This window comes from Streptomyces sp. NPDC052023 (assembly GCF_044548465.1).
In the GTDB taxonomy this organism is placed as follows: Bacteria; Actinomycetota; Actinomycetes; order Streptomycetales; family Streptomycetaceae; genus Streptomyces.
This window is the reverse complement of record NZ_JBIUBW010000006.1, coordinates 243,952-268,865: the sequence shown is the minus strand read 5'-3', so window position 1 is coordinate 268,865 and position 24,914 is coordinate 243,952. Positions and strand designations below refer to the sequence as shown.

36 protein-coding genes are annotated in these 24,914 nt (G+C 67.3%); 32 read left to right on the top strand and 4 right to left on the bottom strand.

Annotation, left to right across the window (positions count from 1 at the left end; genetic code table 11):
• Nucleotides 1-29: 29 nt before the first annotated feature.
• On the bottom strand, nucleotides 30-1,757 hold the full coding sequence (locus ACIHCM_RS16085) for an NlpC/P60 family protein (RefSeq protein ID WP_399895300.1): 1,728 nt from the start codon (nucleotides 1,755-1,757) through the stop codon (nucleotides 30-32).
• A gap of 178 nt (nucleotides 1,758-1,935) precedes the next feature.
• On the opposite strand from ACIHCM_RS16085, the gene ACIHCM_RS16080 reads away from it, so the two are divergent.
• The 32 genes from ACIHCM_RS16080 (at nucleotide 1,936) to truA (ending at nucleotide 20,392) form a co-directional block, all read left to right on the top strand.
• A complete protein-coding gene (locus tag ACIHCM_RS16080; RefSeq protein ID WP_399895297.1) occupies nucleotides 1,936-2,655 on the top strand; it encodes a YoaK family protein in 720 nt (239 codons plus the stop codon).
• A gap of 419 nt (nucleotides 2,656-3,074) precedes the next feature.
• The gene (gene rpsJ, locus ACIHCM_RS16075; RefSeq protein ID WP_003948644.1) at nucleotides 3,075-3,383 is read left to right on the top strand and encodes a 30S ribosomal protein S10; all 309 of its coding nucleotides are present in this window, start codon (nucleotides 3,075-3,077) and stop codon (nucleotides 3,381-3,383) included.
• 17 nt (nucleotides 3,384-3,400) lie between these two features.
• Nucleotides 3,401-4,045 carry a 50S ribosomal protein L3 gene (gene rplC / locus ACIHCM_RS16070; RefSeq protein ID WP_142193690.1) on the top strand — a complete coding sequence of 215 codons (645 nt, stop codon included), beginning with the start codon at nucleotides 3,401-3,403 and terminating at the stop codon, nucleotides 4,043-4,045.
• 8 nt (nucleotides 4,046-4,053) lie between these two features.
• Nucleotides 4,054-4,710: a 50S ribosomal protein L4 gene (gene rplD / locus ACIHCM_RS16065; protein ID WP_399895294.1), complete on the top strand. Its 657-nt coding sequence runs from the start codon at nucleotides 4,054-4,056 to the stop codon at nucleotides 4,708-4,710.
• Entirely contained in the window at nucleotides 4,710-5,129 is a 420-nt protein-coding gene (gene rplW / locus ACIHCM_RS16060) for a 50S ribosomal protein L23 (protein ID WP_393106353.1), read from the top strand. Before rplD ends, rplW begins: the two co-directional genes overlap by 1 nt.
• A 40-nt stretch (nucleotides 5,130-5,169) precedes the next feature.
• Nucleotides 5,170-6,006: a 50S ribosomal protein L2 gene (gene rplB, locus ACIHCM_RS16055; protein WP_217143312.1), complete on the top strand. Its 837-nt coding sequence runs from the start codon at nucleotides 5,170-5,172 to the stop codon at nucleotides 6,004-6,006.
• Nucleotides 6,007-6,018: 12 nt separating this feature from the next.
• On the top strand, nucleotides 6,019-6,300 hold the full coding sequence (gene rpsS / locus ACIHCM_RS16050) for a 30S ribosomal protein S19 (protein ID WP_356692142.1): 282 nt from the start codon (nucleotides 6,019-6,021) through the stop codon (nucleotides 6,298-6,300).
• Between the two features lie 41 nt (nucleotides 6,301-6,341).
• Nucleotides 6,342-6,689 (top strand): 50S ribosomal protein L22, encoded by a 348-nt coding sequence (gene rplV / locus ACIHCM_RS16045; RefSeq protein ID WP_003974262.1) that lies wholly within the window; start codon nucleotides 6,342-6,344, stop codon nucleotides 6,687-6,689.
• Nucleotides 6,689-7,522 (top strand): 30S ribosomal protein S3, encoded by an 834-nt coding sequence (rpsC, locus tag ACIHCM_RS16040; RefSeq protein WP_393106356.1) that lies wholly within the window; start codon nucleotides 6,689-6,691, stop codon nucleotides 7,520-7,522. The genes rplV and rpsC overlap by 1 nt, the downstream gene beginning before the upstream one ends.
• Before the next feature lie 5 nt (nucleotides 7,523-7,527).
• Nucleotides 7,528-7,947 carry a 50S ribosomal protein L16 gene (gene rplP / locus ACIHCM_RS16035; protein WP_029380975.1) on the top strand — a complete coding sequence of 140 codons (420 nt, stop codon included), beginning with the start codon at nucleotides 7,528-7,530 and terminating at the stop codon, nucleotides 7,945-7,947.
• Nucleotides 7,947-8,171, top strand: coding sequence for a 50S ribosomal protein L29 (rpmC, locus tag ACIHCM_RS16030; RefSeq protein ID WP_007494763.1), 225 nt, complete (start codon nucleotides 7,947-7,949; stop codon nucleotides 8,169-8,171). Before rplP ends, rpmC begins: the two co-directional genes overlap by 1 nt.
• Complete coding sequence (rpsQ, locus tag ACIHCM_RS16025) at nucleotides 8,171-8,455, top strand: 30S ribosomal protein S17 (RefSeq protein WP_004984524.1); 285 nt, start codon at nucleotides 8,171-8,173, stop codon at nucleotides 8,453-8,455. The genes rpmC and rpsQ overlap by 1 nt, the downstream gene beginning before the upstream one ends.
• A 102-nt stretch (nucleotides 8,456-8,557) precedes the next feature.
• Nucleotides 8,558-8,926: a 50S ribosomal protein L14 gene (gene rplN / locus ACIHCM_RS16020; protein WP_003998823.1), complete on the top strand. Its 369-nt coding sequence runs from the start codon at nucleotides 8,558-8,560 to the stop codon at nucleotides 8,924-8,926.
• A gap of 2 nt (nucleotides 8,927-8,928) precedes the next feature.
• Entirely contained in the window at nucleotides 8,929-9,252 is a 324-nt protein-coding gene (gene rplX / locus ACIHCM_RS16015; RefSeq protein ID WP_030671805.1) for a 50S ribosomal protein L24, read from the top strand.
• Nucleotides 9,252-9,809, top strand: coding sequence for a 50S ribosomal protein L5 (rplE, locus tag ACIHCM_RS16010; protein ID WP_030788262.1), 558 nt, complete (start codon nucleotides 9,252-9,254; stop codon nucleotides 9,807-9,809). The genes rplX and rplE overlap by 1 nt, the downstream gene beginning before the upstream one ends.
• A gap of 5 nt (nucleotides 9,810-9,814) precedes the next feature.
• Complete coding sequence (locus ACIHCM_RS16005) at nucleotides 9,815-10,000, top strand: type Z 30S ribosomal protein S14 (protein WP_003948630.1); 186 nt, start codon at nucleotides 9,815-9,817, stop codon at nucleotides 9,998-10,000.
• 210 nt (nucleotides 10,001-10,210) lie between these two features.
• Nucleotides 10,211-10,609, top strand: coding sequence for a 30S ribosomal protein S8 (gene rpsH, locus ACIHCM_RS16000; RefSeq protein ID WP_015658459.1), 399 nt, complete (start codon nucleotides 10,211-10,213; stop codon nucleotides 10,607-10,609).
• A gap of 24 nt (nucleotides 10,610-10,633) precedes the next feature.
• A complete protein-coding gene (gene rplF, locus ACIHCM_RS15995; RefSeq protein WP_393106359.1) occupies nucleotides 10,634-11,173 on the top strand; it encodes a 50S ribosomal protein L6 in 540 nt (179 codons plus the stop codon).
• Between the two features lie 3 nt (nucleotides 11,174-11,176).
• Nucleotides 11,177-11,560, top strand: coding sequence for a 50S ribosomal protein L18 (rplR, locus tag ACIHCM_RS15990; RefSeq protein WP_393106361.1), 384 nt, complete (start codon nucleotides 11,177-11,179; stop codon nucleotides 11,558-11,560).
• A 40-nt stretch (nucleotides 11,561-11,600) separates the two neighbouring features.
• Nucleotides 11,601-12,206 carry a 30S ribosomal protein S5 gene (gene rpsE / locus ACIHCM_RS15985; protein WP_009190144.1) on the top strand — a complete coding sequence of 202 codons (606 nt, stop codon included), beginning with the start codon at nucleotides 11,601-11,603 and terminating at the stop codon, nucleotides 12,204-12,206.
• A gap of 2 nt (nucleotides 12,207-12,208) precedes the next feature.
• On the top strand, nucleotides 12,209-12,391 hold the full coding sequence (rpmD, locus tag ACIHCM_RS15980) for a 50S ribosomal protein L30 (protein WP_003974250.1): 183 nt from the start codon (nucleotides 12,209-12,211) through the stop codon (nucleotides 12,389-12,391).
• A 2-nt stretch (nucleotides 12,392-12,393) separates the two neighbouring features.
• Entirely contained in the window at nucleotides 12,394-12,849 is a 456-nt protein-coding gene (gene rplO, locus ACIHCM_RS15975) for a 50S ribosomal protein L15 (RefSeq protein WP_023547373.1), read from the top strand.
• A gap of 243 nt (nucleotides 12,850-13,092) precedes the next feature.
• Entirely contained in the window at nucleotides 13,093-14,406 is a 1,314-nt protein-coding gene (gene secY, locus ACIHCM_RS15970; protein ID WP_399895284.1) for a preprotein translocase subunit SecY, read from the top strand.
• Nucleotides 14,406-15,068: an adenylate kinase gene (locus ACIHCM_RS15965; RefSeq protein WP_399895281.1), complete on the top strand. Its 663-nt coding sequence runs from the start codon at nucleotides 14,406-14,408 to the stop codon at nucleotides 15,066-15,068. The genes secY and ACIHCM_RS15965 overlap by 1 nt, the downstream gene beginning before the upstream one ends.
• 133 nt (nucleotides 15,069-15,201) lie before the next feature.
• Nucleotides 15,202-16,038: a type I methionyl aminopeptidase gene (map, locus tag ACIHCM_RS15960; RefSeq protein WP_399895277.1), complete on the top strand. Its 837-nt coding sequence runs from the start codon at nucleotides 15,202-15,204 to the stop codon at nucleotides 16,036-16,038.
• A 154-nt stretch (nucleotides 16,039-16,192) separates the two neighbouring features.
• Nucleotides 16,193-16,414, top strand: coding sequence for a translation initiation factor IF-1 (infA, locus tag ACIHCM_RS15955; protein ID WP_003948620.1), 222 nt, complete (start codon nucleotides 16,193-16,195; stop codon nucleotides 16,412-16,414).
• A gap of 63 nt (nucleotides 16,415-16,477) precedes the next feature.
• Nucleotides 16,478-16,591, top strand: a complete 114-nt coding sequence (gene rpmJ / locus ACIHCM_RS15950) for a 50S ribosomal protein L36 (RefSeq protein ID WP_003974245.1) — start codon at nucleotides 16,478-16,480, stop codon at nucleotides 16,589-16,591.
• A gap of 192 nt (nucleotides 16,592-16,783) precedes the next feature.
• On the top strand, nucleotides 16,784-17,164 hold the full coding sequence (gene rpsM / locus ACIHCM_RS15945) for a 30S ribosomal protein S13 (RefSeq protein ID WP_365451851.1): 381 nt from the start codon (nucleotides 16,784-16,786) through the stop codon (nucleotides 17,162-17,164).
• 66 nt (nucleotides 17,165-17,230) lie between these two features.
• Nucleotides 17,231-17,635, top strand: coding sequence for a 30S ribosomal protein S11 (rpsK, locus tag ACIHCM_RS15940; protein WP_003956432.1), 405 nt, complete (start codon nucleotides 17,231-17,233; stop codon nucleotides 17,633-17,635).
• A 139-nt stretch (nucleotides 17,636-17,774) separates the two neighbouring features.
• The gene (locus ACIHCM_RS15935) at nucleotides 17,775-18,797 is read left to right on the top strand and encodes a DNA-directed RNA polymerase subunit alpha (protein ID WP_003966937.1); all 1,023 of its coding nucleotides are present in this window, start codon (nucleotides 17,775-17,777) and stop codon (nucleotides 18,795-18,797) included.
• A 179-nt stretch (nucleotides 18,798-18,976) separates the two neighbouring features.
• Entirely contained in the window at nucleotides 18,977-19,477 is a 501-nt protein-coding gene (gene rplQ, locus ACIHCM_RS15930) for a 50S ribosomal protein L17 (RefSeq protein ID WP_399895274.1), read from the top strand.
• Between the two features lie 81 nt (nucleotides 19,478-19,558).
• Entirely contained in the window at nucleotides 19,559-20,392 is an 834-nt protein-coding gene (gene truA, locus ACIHCM_RS15925; RefSeq protein ID WP_399895271.1) for a tRNA pseudouridine(38-40) synthase TruA, read from the top strand.
• A gap of 69 nt (nucleotides 20,393-20,461) precedes the next feature.
• Here truA and ACIHCM_RS15920 read toward each other — a convergent pair whose 3' ends face one another.
• From ACIHCM_RS15920 to ACIHCM_RS15910, 3 genes are read right to left on the bottom strand one after another with little or no spacing between them, the layout of a single operon-like run.
• Nucleotides 20,462-22,501, bottom strand: coding sequence for an acyltransferase family protein (locus tag ACIHCM_RS15920; protein WP_399895267.1), 2,040 nt, complete (start codon nucleotides 22,499-22,501; stop codon nucleotides 20,462-20,464).
• A 51-nt stretch (nucleotides 22,502-22,552) separates the two neighbouring features.
• Entirely contained in the window at nucleotides 22,553-23,650 is a 1,098-nt protein-coding gene (locus tag ACIHCM_RS15915) for a sugar phosphate nucleotidyltransferase (RefSeq protein ID WP_399895264.1), read from the bottom strand.
• Nucleotides 23,651-23,665: 15 nt separating this feature from the next.
• Complete coding sequence (locus tag ACIHCM_RS15910; RefSeq protein ID WP_399895261.1) at nucleotides 23,666-24,901, bottom strand: glycoside hydrolase family 113; 1,236 nt, start codon at nucleotides 24,899-24,901, stop codon at nucleotides 23,666-23,668.
• Nucleotides 24,902-24,914: the final 13 nt, after the last annotated feature.

Here is a 24,914-nt window from a genome sequence, read left to right as displayed (position 1 = left end):
CGGGTCCCCGTGCCCGGGATCCGGCGGGCTCAGATGCGGTGGACCGTGTGCAGCTTGGTCGCGTACGTGCCCGTGCCGTCCAGCAGCGACGCGCCACCGAGGTCCGACATGGTGGGGCCGTCGACCGTCTTGCGGCTGGAGAGGAAGCGGCGCCCGCCCGCGGAGTCCTGGCCCAGGTAGATGCCGACGTGATCGACCGTGACCGTCGCGGTGTCGTCGCCGGAGTCGGCGTTGAACAGGACCAGGTCGCCGGGCTGGAGCAGGGGCGCCGCGGGCGGGTTCGTGCCGTCGGTGCGGGCGACGCGTACGCCGGGCGCGTGCTCGGCCATGTCGCGCGACTTGCGCGGTATCCGCATGCCCGACGTGTCCTGGCCCCCGGCCAGCGGTACGCCCAGGTGGTAGCCGTACACCATCCGCGTGTAGCCGGAGCAGTCCAGGTTGCCGGCCTGCTTGCTGGACGGGCCGGTGTGGGTGCCGTCGGGGAAGGTCCAGCCGATGTTCATGTACTCGTGGAAGTCGGCGCCCTCGTAGCGGTTGCCCTGCGGGTCGAGGTAGCCGTAGCCGGACTCGCCGAGGACCTGCCTGCCCTCGGCCGGTCCGGAGCCCGCGACGACCGCGGGGGCGCCGGTCAGGAACATCGCCGCGTGGGCCAGGACGTCCGGCGCGGTGGAGCCTGCCCAGCCGCGCACGGTCCTTTCGAGCTCCGGCGTCCAGGTGCCGTCGAAGGGCTCCGGCAGCACCCGCACCCAGTCGCCGTGGGTGACCGTCGGCGGTGCCGCCCAGGTCGCGGCGCTCACCTCGAACCGGCTGGCGAGCAGCCTGAGGGGCAGATTGGTGCAGCCGTCGTTGGCGAGCGCGCGCAGGCCGACCCGCCCCTTGCCGAAGGTGGCGTCGGTGACGTCGGCGGCCCATCCGGAGGGTTCCGCTGCGGCCGTGCGCCAGGCCTTGACGCGGATGCGGCTGCCCTCGCGGCGGACCCGGATCGTCCAGTCGGTGCCCGCGGCGACGCCGGTGGCGAGGGTGACGGCGGAGGTCAGCTGGGTGACCGTGTCGGCGACCTCCTTCTCGACGCGCAGTTCGACCGCGCCGGTGGTGAGGAAGGAGAGCCGTGCCCGGTAGTTGTTGTGGGTGTCCTGGTAGCCGAAGGACAGCGCGTAGGAGCAGGCCTGGCCGGTGGGCACCTTGTCGAACCGGGCCACGGAGCGGACGTCCACGTCCGTGATCTCGCCGTCCCGGACGGTGGCGTGGCGGCTGGCGTAGTCGGTGGTGAGGGCGATGACGCCGGTGCCGGGTGCGACCGAGTAGTCCGTGTCGGCGGGTCCGAGGGTGGACCAGCTTCCGCCGCCGGGGGAGCTGCCCCAGGTGTCCGTCAGCGTGCGCCGGAAGTCGTCGGCGAAGGGCTTCTTGTTCTCCGTGAACGTCCGCACCGGGCCCGGCAGTACGACGGTCCGGGCTCCGTGGGTGAGCAGGGCGACGCGGTGGCCGCCCGAGGTGACCTCGGTACGGGCCGGGTACCCCGGCAGCACGGTCGCGGTGAGCGGTGTGCTCAGGGTGGCCTGCGTGAAGTAGGAGGCGTCCAGTGGCGGCAGGGTCACCGAGGAGCGGACCGAGCCCAGGCCGGCGGATCCGGCGAGCGGCTCGACGGCGTGCGGCGGCCCGGCGGCTCGCGCCGGGGCGGCGGCCAGGCCGCTGAACGGGACGGACGCGGCCGAGGCCGCGAGGGCGGCGAGCAGGCCGCGCCGGGAAGTGATCGACATGCCGACCATGATCACGTCAGGTCGGTCGCGGAAGAAATCCGTCCGCCCGACGGGTTTCGGCGGGGCGGCTCCGAGGGCCCCTCGCGGGGGCCGCACCTGATCGGCGTAGCGGCTCGCGGCAGCGCAGGCCCGACGCGCCGGTCACGACGTACGGTCCCCGTATGAAGCGGACCCCCGCATGAAGCCCAGGGCGGGCGTCGGGCTGACCTCGGCCATGGTGCTGCTCACTGTGGTGACCGGCATGATCGAGGCCGTCAGCTTCCTCGTGCTGGGCCCGGCCTTCACCGCCGTGCAGACCGGCAACCTCCTCTTCCTCGCCTTCGCGCTCATGGGCGCCGCCGCACTCTCCCCGGCCGCGGCGGGGGTCTCCGTCGCCGGCTTCATGGCAGGTGCGGTGGCCGGCTCCCTGTTCGAGGCCTATGTGGACGTCCATGACCGCCGCTGGCTCGTGCCCGGCCTGATCACCGAGGCGCTGCTCCTCGCCTGCGGTGGCCTTCTCGCGTGGCACATCGGCGCCGACGACCCGGACGCCGGCCGTGGCACCGGCCGCCACCTGGTCGTGATCGCCCTGGTGGCCGCGGCCATGGGCGTACGCAACGTCACCACCATGCGGGTACAGGTCCCGGACGTGCCCACCACGGTCTCCACGCGGGCGCTCACGGCGTTCCTCGGCGGGCTCGTCCCGGCAGCCGACCGCCGCATCGGCTCCGGCCCGCGCGCCGAGGGCCGTCGCCTCGTGTCGGTCGGCGCGATGTTCGCCGGAGGCCTGGTGGGCGCCTGGCTGCTCCGCGAGGCGGTGCGCCCGGCGGTGCTCCTGCTGGTGCCCGCCGCGGTGGCCCTGGTCCTGGGCGTGTTGTTCTGGGCGCTGCCGCGACGGCGGGCGTGGGAGCCGGACTGAGCGGCGCCGGTGCCGCGGACCGGGGTTTGACCTGCGTCACGCCCGGGGTATTCTTCCCGGCTCGATTGGCGTCGGTGCTGCCCCATATGGCAGACTGTCCGAGTTGCTCGGTCGAGTGTTGATGCTGCGCGCCTCCCGCCGGGAGGACCGGAAGCGAGTCCCACAGTACTCGTCGTCCCCATGTGGGGCGGACGTACGGGAATCTTCCGGGAAGCGTGGGCGCGGCACCGGCCAGGCACCCGGTGGGCCTCTCGCCCCCGGTTCACGGTTCCGGCAGGGCTGTGTGCAATCCCGCAGGGATGTTCGAACAAGGGACATCTGTGTCAGCGAGAGTGCGACACGCCCGACCGCGTGGGTCGGAGAAGAGGACAGGAACACCGGGTTCCAGAGCTGTAGAGAGACAGGACTACGAAGTAGCCATGGCGGGACAGAAGATCCGCATCCGGCTCAAGGCCTACGACCACGAGGTCATCGACTCCTCGGCGAAGAAGATCGTCGAGACGGTGACCCGCACTGGTGCGTCGGTCGCGGGCCCGGTGCCGCTGCCCACTGAGAAGAACGTGTACTGCGTCATCAAGTCGCCGCACAAGTACAAGGACTCGCGCGAGCACTTCGAGATGCGCACGCACAAGCGCCTGATCGACATCCTCGACCCGACCCCCAAGACCGTTGACTCTCTGATGCGACTCGACCTCCCGGCCGGTGTCGACATCGAGATCAAGCTCTGAGGCCGGTGATCTGAGAGATGACCAAGCAGATCAAGGGCATCCTGGGCGAGAAGCTCGGTATGACGCAGGTGTGGGACGAGAACAACCGTGTTGTTCCCGTCACCGTCGTCAAGGCCGGGCCCAACGTCGTCACCCAGGTCCGTACGAACGACGTCGACGGCTACGAGTCCGTCCAGATCGCCTTCGGCGAGATCGACCCGCGCAAGGTGAACAAGCCCCTCAAGGGCCACTTCGCCAAGGCCGACGTCACCCCCCGTCGTCACCTCGTCGAGATCCGCACCGCGGACGCCTCCGAGTACACGCTCGGCCAGGAGATCACCGCCGAGGTGTTCGAGGCCGGCGTGAAGGTCGACGTGACCGGCAAGAGCAAGGGCAAGGGCTTCGCCGGTGTCATGAAGCGCCACAACTTCCGTGGCCTCGGCGCCGGACACGGCACCCAGCGCAAGCACCGCTCGCCCGGTTCCATCGGTGGCTGCGCCACCCCGGGCCGCGTGTTCAAGGGCCTCCGCATGGCGGGTCGCATGGGCAACGAGCGGGTCACCACCCAGAACCTGACCGTCCACGCCGTTGACGCGGAGAAGGGTCTGCTGCTCATCAAGGGCGCGGTTCCCGGTCCGAACGGCGGCCTCGTCCTGGTCCGCACCGCGGCCAAGGGGGCCTGAGGTAACCGATGAGCACTGTTGACATCCTTTCGCCGGCGGGCGACAAGGCCGGTTCCGTCGAGCTCCCCGCGGAGATCTTCGGCGTTGAGAAGGTCAGCATTCCGCTGATCCACCAGGTCGTCGTCGCGCAGCTGGCCGCGGCCCGTCAGGGCACGCACAAGACCAAGACCCGTGGCGAGGTCCGCGGCGGTGGCAAGAAGCCGTACCGCCAGAAGGGCACCGGTCGCGCCCGTCAGGGCTCGACCCGCGCGCCGCAGTTCGCCGGCGGTGGCGTCGTCCACGGCCCGCAGCCGCGTGACTACTCGCAGCGGACCCCGAAGAAGATGAAGGCTGCCGCGCTGCGTCACGCCCTCACCGACCGGGCCCGCCACAACCGCATCCACGTCGTCTCCGGCGTCGTCGAGGGTGAGAACCCGTCGACGAAGGCCGCCCGGACGCTGTTCGGCAAGATCTCGGAGCGCAAGAACCTGCTCCTGGTCGTCGACCGCGCCGACGAGGCCGCGTGGCTGTCCGCCCGTAACCTGCCCCAGGTCCACATCCTGGAGCCGGGCCAGCTGAACACGTACGACGTTCTCGTCTCGGACGACGTGGTCTTCACCAAGGCCGCTTTCGAGTCCTTCGTGTCGGGCCCGAAGGCCGATGACACCGAAGGGAGCGAGGCCTGATGGCTATCCGTCACCCCGCCATTGCCTCGAAGGCCGCCAAGGCCGCCAAGGCCGCGCGCGTCGCCAAGGCGCGCCGCCACGAGGCCGAGGGCAAGAACACCGTCGTCACCCCGGCGAGCAAGGCCTTCACGGACCCCCGTGACGTCCTGCTGAAGCCGGTCGTGTCCGAGAAGAGCTACGCGCTTCTCGACGAGGGCAAGTACACGTTCATCGTGGCCCCGAACGCCAACAAGACCCAGATCAAGCAGGCCGTCCAGGCGGTCTTCTCGGTCAAGGTCACCGGCGTGAACACGATCAACCGCCAGGGCAAGCGCAAGCGGACCCGCACCGGCTTCGGCCAGCGTGCCGCGACGAAGCGCGCGATCGTGACCCTCGCCGAGGGCGACCGTATCGACATCTTCGGCGGTCCGGCCTCCTGACGGAGGTCCGGATCGTCCGATATCGGACGAGGACTGAGAAATGGGAATCCGCAAGTACAAGCCGACGACTCCGGGCCGTCGTGGCTCCAGCGTCGCCGACTTCGTCGAGGTCACGCGGTCCACGCCGGAGAAGTCGCTGGTCCGCCCGCTGCACAGCAAGGGCGGCCGTAACAACGCCGGTCGTGTGACCGTTCGCCACCAGGGTGGCGGACACAAGCGCGCCTACCGCGTGATCGACTTCCGTCGTCACGACAAGGACGGCGTGCCGGCGAAGGTCGCGCACATCGAGTACGACCCCAACCGCACCGCGCGCATCGCGCTGCTGCACTACGCCGACGGCGAGAAGCGCTACATCCTCGCCCCGCGCAACCTGCAGCAGGGTGACCGCGTCGAGAACGGTCCCGGGGCCGACATCAAGCCGGGCAACAACCTGGCGCTGCGCAACATCCCGGTCGGTACCACGATCCACGCGATCGAGCTCCGTCCCGGTGGCGGCGCCAAGTTCGCCCGCTCCGCCGGTGCCTCCGTGCAGCTGCTCGCGAAGGAGGGCTCGATGGCCCACCTGCGCATGCCGTCCGGAGAGATCCGCCTGGTCGACGTGCGCTGCCGCGCCACCGTCGGCGAGGTCGGCAACGCCGAGCAGTCGAACATCAACTGGGGCAAGGCGGGCCGCAAGCGCTGGCTGGGCGTTCGCCCGACCGTGCGTGGTGTGGTCATGAACCCGGTGGACCACCCGCACGGTGGTGGTGAGGGCCGGACCTCCGGTGGTCGTCACCCCGTGTCCCCGTGGGGCAAGAAGGAAGGCCGTACTCGTTCGCCCAAGAAGGCGTCGAACAAGTACATCGTCCGCCGCCGCAAGACGAACAAGAAGCGCTAAGGACGGGTTGAGATGCCTCGTAGCTTGAAGAAGGGGCCCTTCGTCGACGACCACCTGCTCAAGAAGGTGGACGCCCAGAACGAAGCCGGCACCAAGAACGTCATCAAGACCTGGTCCCGTCGCTCGATGATCGTGCCGGCCATGCTCGGCCACACGCTCGCGGTGCACAACGGCAAGACCCACATCCCGGTGTTCGTCACCGAGTCGATGGTCGGCCACAAGCTCGGCGAGTTCTCGCCGACGCGCACCTTCCGGGGCCACGTCAAGGACGACCGGAAGTCGAAGCGCCGCTAACGCGGATCGCATTCAGACAAAGAAACCTGAAAGGGACAACCATGGAAGCCAGGGCCCAGGCGCGGTACATCCGCGTCACGCCCATGAAGGCCCGCCGTGTGGTGGACCTCATCCGTGGCATGGATGCCACGGAGGCCCAGGCGGTCCTGCGATTCGCTCCGCAGGCCGCCTCCGTACCGGTCGGCAAGGTGCTCGACAGCGCCATTGCCAACGCCGCGCACAACTACGACCACACCGACGCCGACAGCCTCTTCATTTCCGAGGCGTACGTCGACGAGGGCCCGACCCTGAAGCGGTTCCGGCCGCGTGCCCAGGGCCGTGCCTACCGGATCCGCAAGCGGACCAGCCACATCACCGTGGTCGTCAGCAGCAAGGAAGGAACCCGGTAATGGGCCAGAAGGTTAACCCGCATGGGTTCCGGCTCGGTGTCACCACGGACTTCAAGTCCCGGTGGTACGCCGACAAGCTGTACAAGGACTACGTCAAGGAAGACGTCGCCATCCGCCGGATGATGACGTCCGGCATGGAGCGCGCCGGTATCTCCAAGGTGGAGATCGAGCGCACCCGTGACCGCGTCCGCGTCGACATCCACACCGCTCGCCCGGGCATCGTCATCGGCCGCCGCGGCGCCGAGGCCGACCGCATCCGCGGCGACCTGGAGAAGCTGACCGGCAAGCAGGTCCAGCTGAACATCCTCGAGGTCAAGAACCCCGAGACCGATGCTCAGCTGGTCGCCCAGGCCGTCGCCGAGCAGCTCTCCTCCCGCGTCTCCTTCCGTCGGGCCATGCGCAAGAGCATGCAGTCCGCCATGAAGGCCGGCGCCAAGGGCATCAAGATCCAGTGCGGTGGCCGCCTCGGCGGCGCCGAGATGTCCCGCTCGGAGTTCTACCGCGAGGGCCGTGTGCCCCTGCACACGCTCCGCGCGAACGTGGACTACGGCTTCTTCGAGGCCAAGACGACCTTCGGCCGCATCGGTGTGAAGGTCTGGATCTACAAGGGCGACGTCAAGAACATCGCCGAGGTCCGCGCCGAGAACGCTGCCGCCCGTGCGGGTAACCGCCCGGCTCGCGGTGGCGGCGCCGACCGCCCGGCCCGTGGTGGCCGTGGCGGCGAGCGTGGCGGGCGCGGTCGCAAGCCGCAGCAGGCTGCCGGTTCCGAGGCCCCCAAGGCCGAGGCCCCCGCGGCTGCCGCTCCGGCTGAGAGCACCGGAACGGAGGCCTGACCGACATGCTGATCCCCCGTAGGGTCAAGCACCGCAAGCAGCACCACCCGAAGCGCAACGGTATGTCCAAGGGTGGAACGCAGGTTGCGTTCGGCGAGTACGGCATCCAGGCGCTGACCCCGGCGTACGTGACGAACCGCCAGATCGAAGCGGCTCGTATCGCCATGACCCGTCACATCAAGCGTGGCGGCAAGGTCTGGATCAACATCTACCCGGACCGCCCCCTCACCAAGAAGCCTGCCGAGACCCGCATGGGTTCCGGTAAGGGTTCCCCGGAGTGGTGGGTCGCCAACGTCAAGCCCGGACGCGTGATGTTCGAGCTTTCGTACCCCAACGAGAAGATCGCCCGTGAGGCGCTGACTCGTGCGGCCCACAAGCTGCCGATGAAGTGCCGGATCGTCAAGCGCGAGGCAGGTGAAGCGTGATGTCGGCCGGTACCAAGGCGTCCGAGCTGCGCGAGCTGGGCAACGAGGAGCTTCTGGCGAAGCTCCGCGAGGCCAAGGAAGAGCTGTTCAATCTCCGCTTCCAGGCGGCGACCGGCCAGCTCGAGAACCATGGCCGTCTCAAGGCGGTCCGCAAGGACATCGCCCGGATCTACACCCTCATGCGTGAGCGTGAGCTCGGCATCGAGACGGTGGAGAACGCCTGATGAGCGAGAACAACGTGACTGAGAACACCGAGGCACGCGGCTTCCGCAAGACCCGTGAGGGTCTTGTCGTCAGCGACAAGATGGACAAGACCGTCGTCGTCGCTGTCGAGGACCGCGTCAAGCACGCGCTGTACGGCAAGGTCATCCGCCGTACGAACAAGCTCAAGGCGCACGACGAGCAGAACGCCGCGGGCGTCGGCGACCGTGTCCTCCTCATGGAGACCCGGCCGCTGTCCGCGACGAAGCGCTGGCGCGTCGTCGAGATCCTCGAGAAGGCCAAGTAATCCCTCCTAGGGGGACCCCCTAGGCATCGTTCCGCCAGGCTCGGGGCGGGTGTGCAACTCTGACACCCGCCCCGGGAACCGGCAGACAACCAGGAGATAGACGTGATCCAGCAGGAGTCGCGACTGCGTGTCGCCGACAACACTGGTGCGAAGGAGATCCTTTGCATCCGTGTGCTCGGTGGCTCCGGTCGCCGCTACGCGGGTATCGGTGACGTCATCGTCGCCACCGTCAAGGACGCGATCCCCGGTGGCAACGTGAAGAAGGGTGACGTCGTCAAGGCGGTCATCGTTCGCACCGTCAAGGAGCGCCGCCGTCCGGACGGCTCGTACATCCGCTTCGACGAGAACGCCGCCGTCATTCTGAAGAACGACGGCGACCCTCGCGGCACCCGTATCTTCGGCCCCGTCGGCCGTGAGCTGCGCGAGAAGAAGTTCATGAAGATCATCTCGCTCGCGCCGGAGGTGCTGTAAGCATGAAGATCAAGAAGGGCGACCTGGTCCAGGTCATCACCGGTAAGGACAAGGGCAAGCAGGGCAAGGTCATCGCGGCCTACCCCCGCGAGGACCGCGTCCTGGTCGAGGGTGTCAACCGGGTCAAGAAGCACACCAAGGCCGGTCCCACGGCTCGTGGTTCGCAGGCCGGCGGCATCGTCACCACCGAGGCCCCCATTCACGTGAGCAATGTTCAGCTCGTCGTGGAGAAGGACGGCAACAAGGTCGTGACCCGCGTCGGTTACCGCTTCGACGACGAAGGCAACAAGATCCGCGTTGCCAAGCGGACGGGTGAGGACATCTGATGGCTACCACCACCACTCCGCGTCTGAAGACGAAGTACCGCGAGGAGATCGCGGGCAAGCTGCGTGAGGAGTTCTCCTACGAGAACGTCATGCAGATCCCCGGCCTCGTCAAGATCGTGGTCAACATGGGTGTGGGCGACGCCGCCCGCGACTCCAAGCTGATCGAGGGCGCCATCCGCGACCTCACCACGATCACCGGTCAGAAGCCGGCCGTCACCAAGGCCCGCAAGTCCATCGCGCAGTTCAAGCTGCGTGAGGGTCAGCCGATCGGTGCCCACGTCACGCTCCGTGGCGACCGCATGTGGGAGTTCCTGGACCGCACCCTGTCGCTCGCGCTGCCGCGCATCCGCGACTTCCGCGGCCTGTCCCCCAAGCAGTTCGACGGCCGTGGCAACTACACCTTCGGTCTCACGGAGCAGGTCATGTTCCACGAGATCGACCAGGACAAGATCGACCGCGTCCGGGGTATGGACATCACCGTGGTCACCACGGCGACCAACGACGCTGAGGGCCGCGCGCTCCTTCGTCACCTCGGCTTCCCGTTCAAGGAGGCGTGAGCGAGATGGCGAAGAAGGCTCTGATCGCTAAGGCTGCTCGCAAGCCCAAGTTCGGTGTGCGTGGCTACACCCGCTGCCAGCGCTGCGGCCGTCCGCACTCCGTGTACCGCAAGTTCGGCCTGTGCCGCGTGTGCCTTCGTGAGATGGCTCACCGTGGCGAGCTGCCGGGCGTGACCAAGAGCTCCTGGTAATCCCTGTAAGAGGGGATTCCTGAAGCTCTCGGTAAGCATCTGGGTCGGCAGAGGCCCTTCTCCGCATGCCTTAGGCTTGTGGGGTTGGGCGTCTGCCGCCCGTACGACTTACTACGCCGTAGGTCCACCGCGCCGCACCCGTCCCGTCTCGGATCGGGGAGAGGGATGGCGCACCAGGAAACCCCGGCGAGAGAGGCCGAAGGCCAATTCATGACCATGACTGATCCGATCGCAGACATGCTTACGCGTCTGCGGAACGCGAACTCGGCGTACCACGACACCGTGGCGATGCCGCACTCGAAGATCAAGTCGCACATCGCGGAGATCCTCCAGCAGGAGGGCTTCATCACGGGCTGGAAGGTCGAGGACGCCGAGGTCGGCAAGAACCTCGTCCTGGAGCTGAAGTTCGGCCCCAACCGTGAGCGCTCCATCGCGGGCATCAAGCGGATCTCCAAGCCCGGTCTCCGGGTGTACGCGAAGTCCACCAACCTGCCGAAGGTGCTCGGCGGCCTCGGCGTGGCGATCATCTCCACGTCGCACGGGCTTCTCACCGACAAGCAGGCCGGCAAGAAGGGCGTAGGCGGAGAAGTTCTCGCCTACGTCTGGTAACGGAAGGGAACGGAGGAAACAGCTATGTCGCGCATCGGCAAGCTCCCCATCGCGGTTCCCGCCGGCGTGGACGTCACCATCGACGGCCGTACGGTCAAGGTCAAGGGCCCCAAGGGCGAGCTGACCCACACCGTCGTGGCACCGATCGAGATCGTCAAGGGTGAGGACGGCGTTCTGAACGTCACCCGCCCGAACGACGAGCGTCAGAACAAGGCCCTCCACGGCCTGTCCCGCACGCTGGTGGCGAACATGATCACCGGCGTGACCCAGGGTTACGTGAAGAAGCTCGAGATCAGCGGTGTCGGTTACCGCGTCCAGGCCAAGGGCTCGAACCTCGAGTTCGCGCTCGGCTACAGCCACCCGATCCTGGTCGAGGCCCCCGAGGGCATCACCTTCAAGGTGGAGAACCCGACCCGTTTCTCGGTCGAGGGCATCGACAAGCAGAAGGTCGGCGAGGTTGCGGCCAACATCCGCAAGCTGCGCAAGCCCGACCCGTACAAGGCCAAGGGCGTCAAGTACGAGGGCGAAGTCATCCGCCGCAAGGTCGGAAAGGCGGGTAAGTAAGCCATGGCATACGGGCAGAAGATCCTCAAGGGCGACGCCTACAAGCGCGCCTCGATCAAGCGCCGTCACATCCGGATCCGCAAGCGGATCTCGGGTACGGCCGAGCGTCCCCGTCTGGTCGTGACCCGCTCCAACCGCCACATCGTGGCGCAGGTGATCGACGACCTGAAGGGCCACACCCTCGCGTCGGCCTCCACCCTGGACACCTCGATCCGTGGTGCCGAGGGCGACAAGTCCGCGCAGGCCAAGCAGGTCGGTGCCCTGGTCGCCGAGCGCGCCAAGGCCGCCGGCGTCGAGGCTGTCGTGTTCGACCGTGGTGGTAACCAGTACGCCGGGCGCATCGCCGCTCTGGCGGACGCCGCCCGCGAGGCCGGGCTCAAGTTCTGAGCCGGTTCCGTCCTAGCGGAAACAGAGAGAGGTAATTCCAATGGCTGGACCCCAGCGCCGCGGTGGCGGTGCCGGTGGCGGCGAGCGGCGGGACCGGAAGGGCCGTGACGGCGGCGCAGCTGCCGCCGAGAAGACCGCGTACGTTGAGCGCGTCGTCGCGATCAACCGCGTCGCCAAGGTTGTGAAGGGTGGTCGTCGCTTCAGCTTCACCGCGCTGGTCGTGGTGGGCGACGGTGACGGCACCGTGGGTGTCGGTTACGGCAAGGCCAAGGAGGTGCCGGCCGCCATCGCCAAGGGCGTTGAGGAGGCCAAGAAGCACTTCTTCAAGGTCCCCCGGATCCAGGGCACCATCCCGCACCCGATCCAGGGTGAGAAGGCTGCCGGTGTCGTGCTCCTGAAGCCGGCGTCGCCGGGTACCGGTGTTATCGCCGGTGGTCCCGTGCGTGCCGTGCTCGAGTGCGCCGGTATCCACGACGTGCTGTCGAAGTCGCTCGGCTCCGACAACGCCATCAACATCGTGCACGCGACCGTGGAGGCCCTGAAGGGCCTGCAGCGTCCCGAGGAGATCGCGGCCCGCCGTGGTCTGCCGCTCGAGGACGTCGCCCCCGCGGCTCTTCTCCGTGCGCGTGCCGGGGCGGGTGCGTAATCATGGCGCAGCTCAAGATTACGCAGGTCAAGTCCTACATCGGCAGCAAGCAGAACCACCGCGACACCCTGCGCTCCCTTGGCCTCAAGGGCATCAACACGCAGGTCGTCAAGGAGGACCGCCCCGAGTTCCGCGGCATGGTGCACACCGTCCGCCACCTCGTGACGGTCGAGGAGGTCGACTGATCATGGCGGAGCAGAACCCGCTCAAGATCCACAACCTCCGTCCCGCCCCGGGCGCCAAGACCGCCAAGACCCGTGTGGGTCGTGGTGAGGCGTCGAAGGGTAAGACGGCCGGTCGTGGTACCAAGGGTACGAAGGCCCGTTACCAGGTTCCGGAGCGCTTCGAGGGTGGCCAGATGCCGCTCCACATGCGTCTTCCGAAGCTGAAGGGCTTCAAGAACCCGTTCAAGACCGAGTTCCAGGTCGTGAACCTCGACAAGCTGGCCGCGCTCTACCCCGAGGGTGGCGAGGTCACCGTCGAGGGTCTGGTGGCCAAGGGTGCCGTTCGCAAGAACAGCCTCGTCAAGGTCCTCGGCCAGGGCGAGATCTCCGTGGCGCTGCAGGTGACGGTCGACGCCGTCTCCGGCTCCGCCAAGGAGAAGATCACCGCCGCCGGCGGTACCGTCACCGAGCTCGTCTGAACACAACAGGCGTCTCGATGACTTGAGCGATCCCGACCGGGGATACCCCACAAATGGGGTATCCCCGGTTGGTCGTTCCAAGGGTGGCAGTCCCGCGGGTAAGGTGGCCTGCACTGCCAACTTTCACAGCTGCCGCACCTCGGGCACTTTGAGCGGCAGTTGACCGTTATCCATGTCGTTGTTCTATTGGAACCTCAAGACCGTCACCCTTGACGCAGATGCGCGGGGGTCGCAGGAGGCACCGTGCTCACCGCGTTCGCCCGGGCGTTCAAGACGCCCGACCTGCGCAAGAAGCTGCTCTTCACGCTCGGCATCATCGTGGTGTACCGGGTCGGCACGCACATTCCGATTCCGGGCGTCGACTATCAGAACGTCCAGACCTGTATCGACGTAGCCAAGGGCAACCAGGGTCTGTTCGGTCTGGTCAACATGTTCAGCGGTGGCGCCCTGCTGCAGATCACGATCTTCGCGCTGGGCATCATGCCGTACATCACCGCGAGCATCATCCTGCAACTCCTGACGGTGGTGATCCCGCGCCTCGAAGCCCTCAAGAAGGAGGGCCAGGCCGGTACGGCGAAGATCACGCAGTACACCCGTTATCTGACCGTGGCGCTCGCCATCCTCCAGGGCACCGGCCTCGTCGCCACCGCCCGCAGTGGCGCCCTCTTCTCCGGCTGCCCGGTGGCCGGCCAGATCGTCCCCGACCAGTCGATCTTCGTCACCGTCACCATGGTCATCGTGATGACCGCCGGTACGGCCGTCGTGATGTGGCTCGGTGAGCTGATCACCGACCGCGGCATCGGCAACGGCATGTCGATCCTGATGTTCATCTCGATCGCCGCCACCTTCCCCTCCGCGCTGTGGGCCATCAAGCAGCAGGGCTCCCTGGCCGACGGCTGGATCGAGTTCGGCACGGTCATCCTCGTCGGCCTGTTCATGGTCGGCCTGGTGGTCTTCGTCGAGCAGGCCCAGCGCCGCATCCCGGTGCAGTACGCCAAGCGCATGATCGGCCGCCGTGCCTACGGCGGTACGTCGACGTACATCCCGCTGAAGGTCAACCAGGCGGGCATCATCCCTGTGATCTTCGCCTCGTCGCTGCTGTACATCCCGGCACTGATCGCGCAGTTCTCCGGTGGTTCCTCCGGCTGGAAGACGTGGATCGAGCAGAACCTCGCGCTGCCGGACGCCCCGCTGCACATCGTTCTCTACTTCTTCTTGATCATTTTCTTCGCGTTCTTCTACGTGGCCATCTCGTTCAACCCCGAGGAAGTCGCGGACAACATGAAGAAGTATGGTGGCTTCATCCCGGGCATCCGGGCTGGCCGACCGACCGCTGAGTACCTTTCCTACGTGCTCAACCGGATCACTTGGCCGGGCTCGCTGTACTTGGGTCTGATCGCTCTCGTGCCGACGACGGCGTTGGCTGGTTTCGGGGCAAACCAGAACTTCCCGTTCGGCGGGACCAGCATCCTGATCATCGTGGGTGTGGGTCTTGAGACGGTGAAGCAGATCGAGAGCCAGCTCCAGCAGCGCAATTACGAAGGGTTCCTCCGCTGATGCGAATCGTCCTCGTCGGGCCGCCGGGTGCCGGGAAGGGAACGCAGGCCGCGTTCCTGGCCAAGAACCTGTCGATCCCGCACATCTCCACGGGCGACCTGTTCCGGGCCAACATCAGTCGGCAGACGGAGCTCGGCAAGCTGGCGAAGTCGTACATGGACGCCGGCAACCTGGTGCCGGACGAGGTCACCATCGCCATGGCGAAGGACCGCATGGAGCAGCCGGACGCGCAGAACGGCTTCCTGCTGGACGGCTTCCCGCGCAACGTCTCGCAGGCCGAGGCGCTGGACGAGCTGCTCCAGAGCGAGGGCATCACCCTGGACGCCGTGCTCGACCTCGAGGCCCCCGAGGAAGAGGTCGTCAAGCGGATCGCCGGGCGGCGGATCTGCCGCAAGGACTCCGCGCACGTGTTCCACGTGACGTACAGCGCGCCGAAGAAGGAGGGCGTCTGCGACGTCTGCGGCGGCGAGCTGTACCAGCGCGACGACGACTCCGAGGAGACCGTGCGCAAGCGGCTCGAGGTCTACCACACGCAGACCGAGCCGATCATCGACTACTACAAGGCGCAGGGCCTGGTCGTGACCATCTCCGCGATGGGTGCGGTCGACGAGGTCACGGGGCGCGCCCTGGAGGCGCTCAAGCGCGGGGACGACGCTCAGTAGTCGTTGGTACGTCGTCACGGCCGCGGTTTCCCTCGCAGGGTGCCGCGGCCGCTGCGTGGGGTGGGCAGCCGCGGCAGCCCCGTATCGTGGAAGCAGTCCGTTCCTTCCCGGTCCAAGAAAGGCCGTCGTCTCCATGGTGCAGATCAAGGGTCCCGAGCAGATCGCCAAGATGCGTGAGGCCGGGCTGGTCGTCGCCGCCATTCACGCGGCCACGAGGGCGGCGGCGGTGCCCGGTGCCAGTACGAAGGATCTGGACGAGGTCGCGCGCAAGGTGCTCGCGGAGCACGGGGCCAAGTCGAACTTCCTGGGATACGGCGGCTTTCCCGCGACCATCTGCACCTCGGTCAACGAGGTCGTCGTCCACGGCATCCCGTCCGAGGACGTCGTCCTCAAGGACGGCGACATCATCTCCGTGGACTGCGGCGCGATCATCGACGGCTGGCACGGCGACGCGGCGTACACGGCCTTCGTGGGCTCCGGTCACGCCCCGGAGCTGATCGAGCTCTCGCGGGTCACCGAGGAGTCGATGTGGGCCGGCATCGCGGCCATGAAGCAGGGCAACCGGCTGGTCGACATCTCCCGGGCCATCGAGACGTACATCCGCCGGCAGCCGAAGCCCGGCGGCGGGCGGTACGGGATCATCGAGGACTACGGCGGCCACGGCATCGGCAGCGAGATGCACATGGATCCGCACCTGCTGAACTACGTCGACCGGCGCCGGGGCAAGGGCCCGAAGCTGGTGCCCGGTTTCTGCCTGGCGATCGAGCCGATGGTCTCGCTGGGCACCCCGAGGACCGAGGTCCTGAAGGACGACTGGACGGTCATCACGACCGACGGCACCTGGTCCTCCCACTGGGAGCACTCGATCGCCCTGACCGAGCAGGGCCCGCTGGTCCTGACGGCTCCTGACGGCGGCAAGGCGAAGCTGGCGGAGTACGGGATCACCACGGCTCCGGATCCGGTCGCATGATGATCTTGGGGTTGGGGCAGACTGCCTCGATTCGTCTTTCCGGATGCGCTGACGTAGACTGACTCGTCGGCTCTTGTGTACCCGCATGTCTGCATGCGCCCGTAAGGGAAAAGTCCAGGGGTCGATCAAGGTAGTCGATTCCGAAGGGCGAAGCGTGGCCAAGAAGCAAGGTGCCATCGAGATCGAGGGCACTGTCGTCGAGTCTCTGCCGAACGCCATGTTCAAGGTCGAGCTCCAGAACGGCCACCAGGTCCTGGCACACATCAGCGGCAAGATGCGCATGCACTACATCCGCATCCTCCCTGACGACCGGGTCGTGGTGGAGCTTTCTCCGTACGACCTGACCCGTGGCCGGATCGTCTACCGGTACAAGTAGATCTTGCCCACGCCCCGCGTCCTGCGCGGGGCTGTCGGCAACTGACCCGGAGAACCTCACCCCATGAAGGTCAAGCCGAGCGTCAAGAAGATCTGCGACAAGTGCAGGGTGATCCGCCGTCACGGCCGGGTCATGGTCATCTGCGACAACCCGCGCCACAAGCAGCGCCAGGGCTGACGCAGGACCTCTCCCTCTGCACCGCTTTCGCAGAGATTCGCGCGACGCGAGCTGAATTTGTTCATACGCAGGGCCCGAGCCGCGCCACGGCTCGACACCCCCGGTCGGAGGCCGGGGACCCAGTCCGTACCTGATACGGCGGCTGGGAGCCGGTCCTGCGGAAGACCTCCGAAGATCACCAGGAGCCATTGAATGGCACGCGTTTCCGGTGTCGACATCCCGCGCGAAAAGCGCGTGGAGGTCGCCCTCACCTACGTGTTCGGCATCGGCCGGACCCTCTCGCAGGCGACGCTGGCCGCCACGGGCATCGACCCGAACACCCGCGTCCGCGACCTGAGCGAAGAGCAGCTCGTCGCGATCCGCGAGTACGTCGACAACAACATCAAGACCGAGGGTGACCTCCGTCGCGAGATCCAGGCCGACATCCGCCGCAAGGTCGAGATCGGCTGCTACCAGGGTCTGCGTCACCGTCGCGGTCTGCCCGTCCGCGGTCAGCGCACCAGCACCAACGCCCGTACCCGCAAGGGCCCGCGTCGCGCCATCGCCGGCAAGAAGAAGCCGGGCAAGAAGTAGTCCGCAGCGGACTCGCCGTCCAGCGGTCTTCGCTGTAGGACCGACCACCTCCCGTAGGAGTTATAGATGCCCCCCAAGGGTCGTCAGGGCGCTGCCAAGAAGGTGCGCCGCAAGGAAAAGAAGAACGTCGCTCACGGCCACGCGCACATCAAGAGCACGTTCAACAACACGATCGTCTCCATCACGGACCCGTCCGGCAACGTGATCTCCTGGGCCTCCGCCGGCCACGTCGGCTTCAAGGGCTCCCGGAAGTCCACGCCGTTCGCCGCGCAGATGGCCGCCGAGTCGGCCGCCCGCCGCGCCCAGGAGCACGGCATGCGCAAGGTCGACGTGTTCGTGAAGGGCCCGGGTTCCGGTCGTGAGACCGCGATCCGTTCGCTCCAGGCGACCGGTCTCGAGGTCGGCTCCATCCAGGACGTCACGCCGACCCCGCACAACGGCTGCCGCCCGCCGAAGCGTCGTCGCGTCTGACCTCGCTTCGCTGAGGTATTCGGGCGGTACGGCCCCTTCGGGTCGTATCGCCCGTACCCTTGTAAGAAATCGACATCGGGCAGCCGCCCGGTGGCTCAGGGCGTCAAATAGCGGGCGCCCCTGACAGAAGGAACGCAACATGCTGATCGCTCAGCGTCCCTCGTTGACCGAAGAGGTCGTCGACGAGTTCCGGTCCCGGTTCGTGATCGAGCCGCTGGAGCCGGGCTTCGGCTACACCCTCGGCAACTCCCTCCGCCGTACCCTCCTGTCCTCGATCCCGGGTGCGGCGGTCACGTCCATCCGCATCGACGGCGTGCTGCACGAGTTCACCACCGTGCCGGGCGTCAAGGAGGACGTCACCGACCTGATCCTCAACATCAAGCAGCTGGTCGTCTCCTCGGAGCACGACGAGCCGGTCGTGATGTACCTGCGCAAGCAGGGCCCGGGTCTGGTCACCGCCGCTGACATCGCGCCGCCGGCCGGTGTCGAGGTGCACAACCCCGACCTGGTCCTCGCCACGCTCAACGGCAAGGGCAAGCTGGAGATGGAGCTCACGGTCGAGCGTGGCCGTGGTTACGTCTCCGCCGTGCAGAACAAGCAGGTGGGCCAGGAGATCGGCCGTATCCCGGTCGACTCCATCTACTCGCCGGTGCTCAAGGTCACGTACAAGGTCGAGGCCACCCGTGTCGAGCAGCGCACCGACTTCGACAAGCTGATCGTCGACGTCGAGACCAAGCAGGCCATGCGGCCGCGTGACGCCATGGCGTCCGCCGGCAAGACGCTGGTCGAGCTGTTCGGTCTCGCGCGTGAGCTGAACATCGACGCCGAGGGCATCGACATGGGTCCGTCCCCGACGGACGCCGCGCTCGCCGCCGATCTGGCGCTGCCGATCGAGGAGCTGGAGCTCACCGTTCGGTCGTACAACTGTCTCAAGCGTGAGGGCATCCACTCCGTGGGTGAGCTCGTGGCGCGTTCCGAGGCCGACCTGCTCGACATCCGCAACTTCGGTGCGAAGTCGATCGACGAGGTCAAGGCGAAGCTGGCCGGCATGGGCCTGGCCCTGAAGGACAGCCCGCCCGGATTCGACCCGACGGCCGCCGCCGACGCCTTCGGCGCCGACGACGACGCGGACGCCGGTTTCGTGGAGACCGAGCAGTACTGAGCGCTCCGCGGGGAGGCCGTACTGCGTCTGCGGACCGTTTGAGGCCGGTCGCGCAGTTCCCCGCGCCCCTTCCGGGGCCGCCCTTCGGGGCGGCTCCCGGATCTCCGACGGGCAACCGCCCGCTCGGATACTGACCTCGGTACCTGATACGGCCGGGGCAGAGACACAGGAGATGGAAAATGCCGAAGCCCACCAAGGGTGCCCGCATGGGCGGCAGCGCCGCGCACGAGAAGCTGCTTCTCGCGAACCTCGCGAAGTCGCTCTTCGAGCACGGCAAGATCACCACCACCGAGGCGAAGGCCCGCCGCCTGCGCCCGTACGCCGAGCGTCTGGTCACCAAGGCGAAGAAGGGCGACCTTCACAACCGCCGCCAGGTGCTGCAGGTCATCACGGACAAGAGCATCGTCCACACGCTCTTCACCGAGATCGGCCCGCGCTACGAGAACCGTCCGGGTGGCTACACCCGCATCACCAAGATCGGTAACCGCCGTGGCGACAACGCGCCCATGGCTGTCATCGAGCTGGTCGAGGCGCTGACGGTCGCGCAGCAGGCGACGGGTGAGGCCGAGGCCGCCACCAAGCGTGCGGTCAAGGAAGACGCCCTCAAGAAGGAGGAGGCCACCGAGGCCAAGTCCGACGAGGCCGTCGAGGCTCCGGCCGAGGAGTCGAAGGACGCCTAGGCGTTCTGCCCTTCGAGGGCGTTGCGGGCCCGTTCCTTTTCAGGAGCGGGCCCGCTCTTGTGTTGCTGAGAGGATCTGTACGTGAGTGATGAAGCAGCACCCGGTGACGTGCGTATCCGGCTCGACCTGTCGTACGACGGCGGCGCGTTCCACGGATGGGCCAAGCAGGCCGGCGGGAAGCGGACCGTGCAGGGGGAGATCGAGGACGCGCTGCGGACGGTGACCCGGTCCCGGGAGACGTATGAGCTGACGGTCGCCGGGCGGACGGACGCCGGGGTGCACGCGCGCGGCCAGGTGGCGCATGTCGATCTGCCCCGGGAGGTGTGGGCGGAGCAGAGCGCGAAGCTGCTGAAGAGGCTCGCCGGGCGGCTGCCCAGGGATGTGCGGGTGTGGGCCCTGCGGGAGGCACCCAGCGGCTTCAACGCTCGTTTCGCGGCGATCTGGCGGCGCTATGTCTACCGGGTCACCGACAATCCCGGTGGCGTGGACCCGTTGCTGCGGGGCCATGTGCTCTGGCACGACTGGGCGTTGGACGTCGACGCGATGGAGGCGGCGGCCAAGTCCCTGGTCGGCGAGCACGACTTCGCGGCATACGCGAAGAAGCGCGAGGGGGCGACGACGATCCGCGAGATCCTCGACTTCCGTGTGTGTCGGAACGCGGACGGCATCGTCGAGATCGAAGTACGCGCCGACGCCTTCTGCCACAACCAAGTACGTTCCATGGTTGGTGCGTTGCTGTTCGTGGGCGACGGGCACCGTGGCGTGGAGTGGCCGCGGAAAGTCCTCGACGCGCGGGTCCGCGACAGTGCCGTGCATGTCGTCCGGCCGCACGGGCTGACCCTGGAGGAGGTCGGCTACCCGCCGGACGACCAGCTCGCGGAGCGTCAGCGGCAGGCGCGGCGGAAGCGGGGCTGAGCGGAAGCGGGGCAGGGGGGCCTTTTCCTCCGTGTCTGTCGCCGGACACGGAGGAACAGGAGGCGGAGACTACGCCTTGCCCTTGCCCAGGACTTCTTCGAACGTCGGCCGCAGATAGGGCGCCAAGGACTTCGAGTAGCTGCCCGACATGTGGCTGTAGTCCCAGTAGACGACGTGGCCACCGATCACGGCGGGGCAGTATCCGTCCGCACAGAACGCGGGGATCGTGTCGATGACCTCAGCTCCGTGCTCCTCGGCCACTTCGCGTTCCATCGCGCGGAACTCGGCGCGGTCGATGACGTTCTCGGACTTCGGACTGCAGGCAGGGAGGTTGTCCTCGCCCTTTGCCAGGCAGTCCGGGACGCTGAAGTTCGGGTACGGCGTGTCCGTGAGGTAGACGAGGTCCGCGCCGGTGGCCTCAAGCTTCTCGAACGTCTCCGTGGCGCCGTCGCGTGTGGTGGTCGCCTGGACGCGGTTGGTAACAGCGATCACATCCGGATCGATCTTGGCTATCTGCTCCAGGGCGGTCTTCCGCCAGCTGACGCACTCGGTGTACTCGCGCCCGAGGTCCTCACGGGTGATCTTGTAGACCTCGGGGGTGCAGCCGCTCTTGATCACCGTGATGACCTTGACGTTCAGTTCACGGCCGAGCTCGTTGAAGGCGTTGCCCCACTGATAGGCGTGCGAGTCGCCCAGGAGGACCATGGTTCTGTCGGCCTCGGTGTCGCCGATGACGCACTCGTCCCGCAGGGTGAAGCTGGTGATGAGCAGGTCGTCGATGCAGCCGTGATCGCCTCGGTCGCCGGGTGCTTCCAGCAGCGCGCTCTCGCTGATCTCGGGGCTGTTCTTCTTGCTGACCGCCTGCTTCACCGACTCGGTGCCTTCGAAGCCCAGGGCGGCGGCACTGCCTCCCGAGGTCGCGAGCGGCAGGTTGAGCGGCACCACGTAGAGGGCGAGGGCCGTACAGGCAGCGGCGGAGCTGGTCAGCGCACCGCCGGTGAAGATGCCCCGCCATGGGCTGAGGGTGAGCTTCACGCTCTCCCTGAAGCGCTTCTCGACGACGTAGTGCATGGCGATGGCGAGCAGGAAGGAGAGCACCGCCACCCGCAGACGGTCCTGGAAGGTGAACTCCCGCCCGATGATGCTGGGCCAGAGGATCAGGACCGGCCAGTGCCAGAGGTACCAGCCGTAGCTGATGTTTCCGATGAAGTCGAAAACGGGGTTGTCGAGCAGCCGCTCCGCGCCGAGGCGAGGAGCGGCACAACCACCGGCAATGATCAGCGAGGCGCCCAGCAGGGGGCCGGCCACGGCGTAGCCGGGCAACGGGGTGTGCTCCGTGATGAGCATCGCGGTGACGAGGGCGGTCGCGAGTCCCACCCAGGTGAGGAAACCCGCCACCGCGGTGTTCATACGGGAAAGCAAGGGCGCGTTGAGAGCGAGCAGGACGCCGAACGCGAGTTCCCAGATACGGGTGTGGGTGCTGAAGTAGGCGAGGGGCTGGTTCGTGGGGGTCGTCGTGTAGCCCAGGTAGAACGATCCGGCCACCACGGCCATGAGGAAGAGCGCCACCAGGACGCGGTTGCGGAAGAGGGTGCGACTGAGCCAGACCAGAACGACGAGTGCGACCGGGGCGACGACGTAGAACTGTTCCTCGATGCCCAGCGACCAGAAGTGCTGATACGGGGACTGGCTGCCGTCGTTGGCGAAATAGTCGGTGCCGTTCTCGGCGAGGCGCCAGTTGATGACGCTCAGCGAGGCGGCCAGGCCGTCGGACATGTACTCACGAAAGCGGAACGGGCTGACGAAGATCCATGACAGGACCGCCGTGCTGATGATGGTGATGGCCATGGCTGGGGCGATGCGCCGGAAGCGCCGCGCCCAGAACTTGGTCAGGGACACCTTGCCGGTCTTGTCGATCTCGGCGAAGAGCTGGCTGCCGATGAGGAAGCCGCTCAGCACGAAGCTCACGTCCACGCCACCGTGGATGTCGAGTATGCCGCAGTGCATGCTGACCACCATCATGATGGCTACGGCACGCAGGCCCTGAATATCCGGCCGGTACTTGCGAAGACGCTCCGTCTCCACGGCCGATGTGCGATGGCGGGACATGTTTCTCCAGTAACTGACTGTCCAGTCAGGCTGTGTGACGGGTGGGCGACTTCAGTGGACCGTCGGGCACGCGGCAGCCGTACCGCTGACGCGCACGCCTTGGGCAGGGATGCGGACGCCGCACGACAGCCGCAGCTGGGCGGGCAGTTCGTTCTCCGCGCCGACGTGCGCATGGCAGCCCACCACCGCCTCGCGAAGGACCGAGGCGCTGCCGATGGAGGAGTCGTGATCCACCACGGAGTCGTGGATCTGCGCGCCCTCGGCGACGGTGACACCCGCGCCGATGATGGAGCGGTCGACGACCACGTGGGGACCGATGACGGCGCGGGGGCCGATCGTCGAGCCGCCCGTGACACGGGCGGTCGGGTCGATGGTGGCTGTGGGGTCGACCAGGATGTCGGCCGGCCGCTCCACCAGGGGAGAGAGGACCTTGCCGGTGACCAGGTCGGCGGATCCGTGGACGAAGGCCAGCGGTGTGCCGAGGTCGCGCCAGTAGTCGTCCGTGGTGTGGCCGAACACGCGGTGGTCCCGGGCGACGAGCTGCGGGAAGGTCTCCTGCTCGACGGAGACCTCGCGGCCGGCCGGGATGGAGTCGAGCACCGAGCGGCGGAACACGTAGCAGCCGGCGTTGATCTGGTCGGTGACGCATTCCTCGGCCGTCTTCGGCTTCTCCAGGAAGGACAGCACCCTTCCGGTCTCGTCGGTCGGCACCAGGCCGAAGGCGCGGGGGTCGGAGACGCGGGTGAGATGCAGCGTCACGTCCGCATCCCGCGCCTGGTGCCGCTGAAGGACGTCCCGCAGGTCGAGGCCGGACAGGATGTCGCCGTTGAGGATGAGGACCGGCGCGTCTGCCGGACCGCGCAGCAGACGCGCGGCGTTGCGGATCGCTCCGCCGGTGCCGAGCGGCACATCCTCGACGGCGTAGGAGATCTCCAGGTCCTGGGAGAAGTCCTTGAACTCCTCCTCGAAGAGGCCGGCGAGGTACGAGGTGGCGAACACCACGTGCTCGACGCCCGCGTCCACCAGCTTGGCCATCTGGTGCCGGATGAAGGAGGAACCCGCCACGTTGAGCAGCGGCTTCGGGGTGTGGTTCGTCAGGGGGCGCAGGCGAGTTCCCTTGCCGCCCACCAAAATGATGGCTTCGTGCATGATTGCCTCGCTCGGTCAGCTCGCGGTGTCGGTGCCAGGGCCTGCGTAGTCGGAGGTGAAGCAGGACTTGATGGCCTTCTCGGTGAGGGGGCGTCCGGCGAAGTCCAGTCGGGACTGCTTCTTGTCGTCGGGCTTGTCGTTCGGGTTGTCGTCGAAGTAGACGGACCACCAGTAGACGCCGCTCATCTGCCGTTCCTGGACGACCTGGCAGACGGCCGTGTACCAGTTCGCCTGCACCTCGGGGTTGACGGTGCGCTTGGTGTAGAAGTCGCCGGGAGCTCGGTAGGCGCCGTTCATGGCTCCGATGCCGGCCTCGGCGAGGGTGATCTTCGGCAGTGGGCCGGTGGCTTTCTTGTCCAGCCACTCGTTCCAGCCGTCGACGAGCATGTCCACGGACGCGTCGTCCTCGACCTTGACGGGGAAGTAGGCGTCGACGCCGAGGTGGCTGACGGGCATGGTGATCGGGCCGCGGACGTAGTTGTCCCAGTTCGCGTCGTACGCGACCTGGCCGGCGAACAATTTCTCGGCATCGGCCACGAGCGTGTCCCAGCGGGTGTCGCCCTCCAGGGAGTTCAGCTCGGTACCGATGACGAAGGTTGCCGCCTTCTCGCTGTCCGCCGCCTTCAGGTAGGGCGCCAGGAACTTCTCGTACGAGGCGAACCAGGCGTCGCGGTCGCTGGGTTCGATCTTTCCGCGCCAGCCGCCGTTGTCCGTGTCGAGGGATGCCTCGTCCATGATCGGCCGTACGGTCGTGCGCAGCCCGGCCTCGTGGAAGATCTCAAGGACGCGGGTGAGCCGCTCGGGGGTGGGAGTCCTGTCGCCCTGGCTGATCTTCGTGGATTCGAGGTGGCCGGTGAAGAAGGGGAAGCTCACGCTGACGGAGTTGGCGTGCAGACCGACCAGATAGTCGGAGTGCAGCCTGGCCTGCTTCTCGACGTACTTGAGGGAGTGCTCGGGGTTGTCCTCCCAGTACAGCTGGACGCCCCACTGAGGCATGCCCTCCTTCCACTCCTTGTCCACCTTGGCGATGTCCACCGTGGCCGGAGCCGAGGCGCCCGGGGCGGCGGTGTCATCGCCGGTCGAGGAGGCCTCCGACTGCCTGGTGTCCTCGCCCTTGATGACGAGGTGCGGAACCAGGGAGCCGGCGTCCCACCGCAGGGGGTGGTCACCCAGGACGAAAGGGACCGCGATCACCGATGCGATGACGGTTGTGGGCAGCACGGCAAGCATGGGCAAGCGGGCGCGCTTCATGAGGTCTCGGTCT

Bases quoted from the DNA above. Each gene is read 5' to 3' on its own strand.
- rplB (WP_217143312.1), top strand. From the start codon at position 5,170: ATGGGAATCCGCAAGTACAAGCCGACGACTCCGGGCCGTCGTGGCTCC.
- rpsH (WP_015658459.1), top strand. From the start codon at position 10,211: ATGACCATGACTGATCCGATCGCAGACATGCTTACGCGTCTGCGGAAC.
- rplP (WP_029380975.1), top strand. From the start codon at position 7,528: ATGCTGATCCCCCGTAGGGTCAAGCACCGCAAGCAGCACCACCCGAAG.
- rplW (WP_393106353.1), top strand. From the start codon at position 4,710: ATGGCTATCCGTCACCCCGCCATTGCCTCGAAGGCCGCCAAGGCCGCC.
- rpmC (WP_007494763.1), top strand. From the start codon at position 7,947: ATGTCGGCCGGTACCAAGGCGTCCGAGCTGCGCGAGCTGGGCAACGAG.
- rpsJ (WP_003948644.1), top strand. From the start codon at position 3,075: ATGGCGGGACAGAAGATCCGCATCCGGCTCAAGGCCTACGACCACGAG.
- rplV (WP_003974262.1), top strand. From the start codon at position 6,342: ATGGAAGCCAGGGCCCAGGCGCGGTACATCCGCGTCACGCCCATGAAG.
- map (WP_399895277.1), top strand. From the start codon at position 15,202: ATGGTGCAGATCAAGGGTCCCGAGCAGATCGCCAAGATGCGTGAGGCC.
- rpsM (WP_365451851.1), top strand. From the start codon at position 16,784: ATGGCACGCGTTTCCGGTGTCGACATCCCGCGCGAAAAGCGCGTGGAG.
- rpsC (WP_393106356.1), top strand. From the start codon at position 6,689: ATGGGCCAGAAGGTTAACCCGCATGGGTTCCGGCTCGGTGTCACCACG.
- rplD (WP_399895294.1), top strand. From the start codon at position 4,054: ATGAGCACTGTTGACATCCTTTCGCCGGCGGGCGACAAGGCCGGTTCC.
- rplE (WP_030788262.1), top strand. From the start codon at position 9,252: ATGGCTACCACCACCACTCCGCGTCTGAAGACGAAGTACCGCGAGGAG.
- ACIHCM_RS15965 (WP_399895281.1), top strand. From the start codon at position 14,406: ATGCGAATCGTCCTCGTCGGGCCGCCGGGTGCCGGGAAGGGAACGCAG.
- rplR (WP_393106361.1), top strand. From the start codon at position 11,177: ATGGCATACGGGCAGAAGATCCTCAAGGGCGACGCCTACAAGCGCGCC.
- ACIHCM_RS16080 (WP_399895297.1), top strand. From the start codon at position 1,936: ATGAAGCCCAGGGCGGGCGTCGGGCTGACCTCGGCCATGGTGCTGCTC.
- rplX (WP_030671805.1), top strand. From the start codon at position 8,929: ATGAAGATCAAGAAGGGCGACCTGGTCCAGGTCATCACCGGTAAGGAC.
- rpsK (WP_003956432.1), top strand. From the start codon at position 17,231: ATGCCCCCCAAGGGTCGTCAGGGCGCTGCCAAGAAGGTGCGCCGCAAG.
- ACIHCM_RS16005 (WP_003948630.1), top strand. From the start codon at position 9,815: ATGGCGAAGAAGGCTCTGATCGCTAAGGCTGCTCGCAAGCCCAAGTTC.
- rpmD (WP_003974250.1), top strand. From the start codon at position 12,209: ATGGCGCAGCTCAAGATTACGCAGGTCAAGTCCTACATCGGCAGCAAG.
- ACIHCM_RS15920 (WP_399895267.1), bottom strand. From the start codon at position 22,501: ATGTCCCGCCATCGCACATCGGCCGTGGAGACGGAGCGTCTTCGCAAG.
- rplC (WP_142193690.1), top strand. From the start codon at position 3,401: ATGACCAAGCAGATCAAGGGCATCCTGGGCGAGAAGCTCGGTATGACG.
- ACIHCM_RS15910 (WP_399895261.1), bottom strand. From the start codon at position 24,901: ATGAAGCGCGCCCGCTTGCCCATGCTTGCCGTGCTGCCCACAACCGTC.
- rpmJ (WP_003974245.1), top strand. From the start codon at position 16,478: ATGAAGGTCAAGCCGAGCGTCAAGAAGATCTGCGACAAGTGCAGGGTG.
- rplF (WP_393106359.1), top strand. From the start codon at position 10,634: ATGTCGCGCATCGGCAAGCTCCCCATCGCGGTTCCCGCCGGCGTGGAC.
- ACIHCM_RS15935 (WP_003966937.1), top strand. From the start codon at position 17,775: ATGCTGATCGCTCAGCGTCCCTCGTTGACCGAAGAGGTCGTCGACGAG.
- rpsQ (WP_004984524.1), top strand. From the start codon at position 8,171: ATGAGCGAGAACAACGTGACTGAGAACACCGAGGCACGCGGCTTCCGC.
- rpsS (WP_356692142.1), top strand. From the start codon at position 6,019: ATGCCTCGTAGCTTGAAGAAGGGGCCCTTCGTCGACGACCACCTGCTC.
- rpsE (WP_009190144.1), top strand. From the start codon at position 11,601: ATGGCTGGACCCCAGCGCCGCGGTGGCGGTGCCGGTGGCGGCGAGCGG.
- rplO (WP_023547373.1), top strand. From the start codon at position 12,394: ATGGCGGAGCAGAACCCGCTCAAGATCCACAACCTCCGTCCCGCCCCG.
- ACIHCM_RS16085 (WP_399895300.1), bottom strand. From the start codon at position 1,757: ATGTCGATCACTTCCCGGCGCGGCCTGCTCGCCGCCCTCGCGGCCTCG.
- ACIHCM_RS15915 (WP_399895264.1), bottom strand. From the start codon at position 23,650: ATGCACGAAGCCATCATTTTGGTGGGCGGCAAGGGAACTCGCCTGCGC.
- rplQ (WP_399895274.1), top strand. From the start codon at position 18,977: ATGCCGAAGCCCACCAAGGGTGCCCGCATGGGCGGCAGCGCCGCGCAC.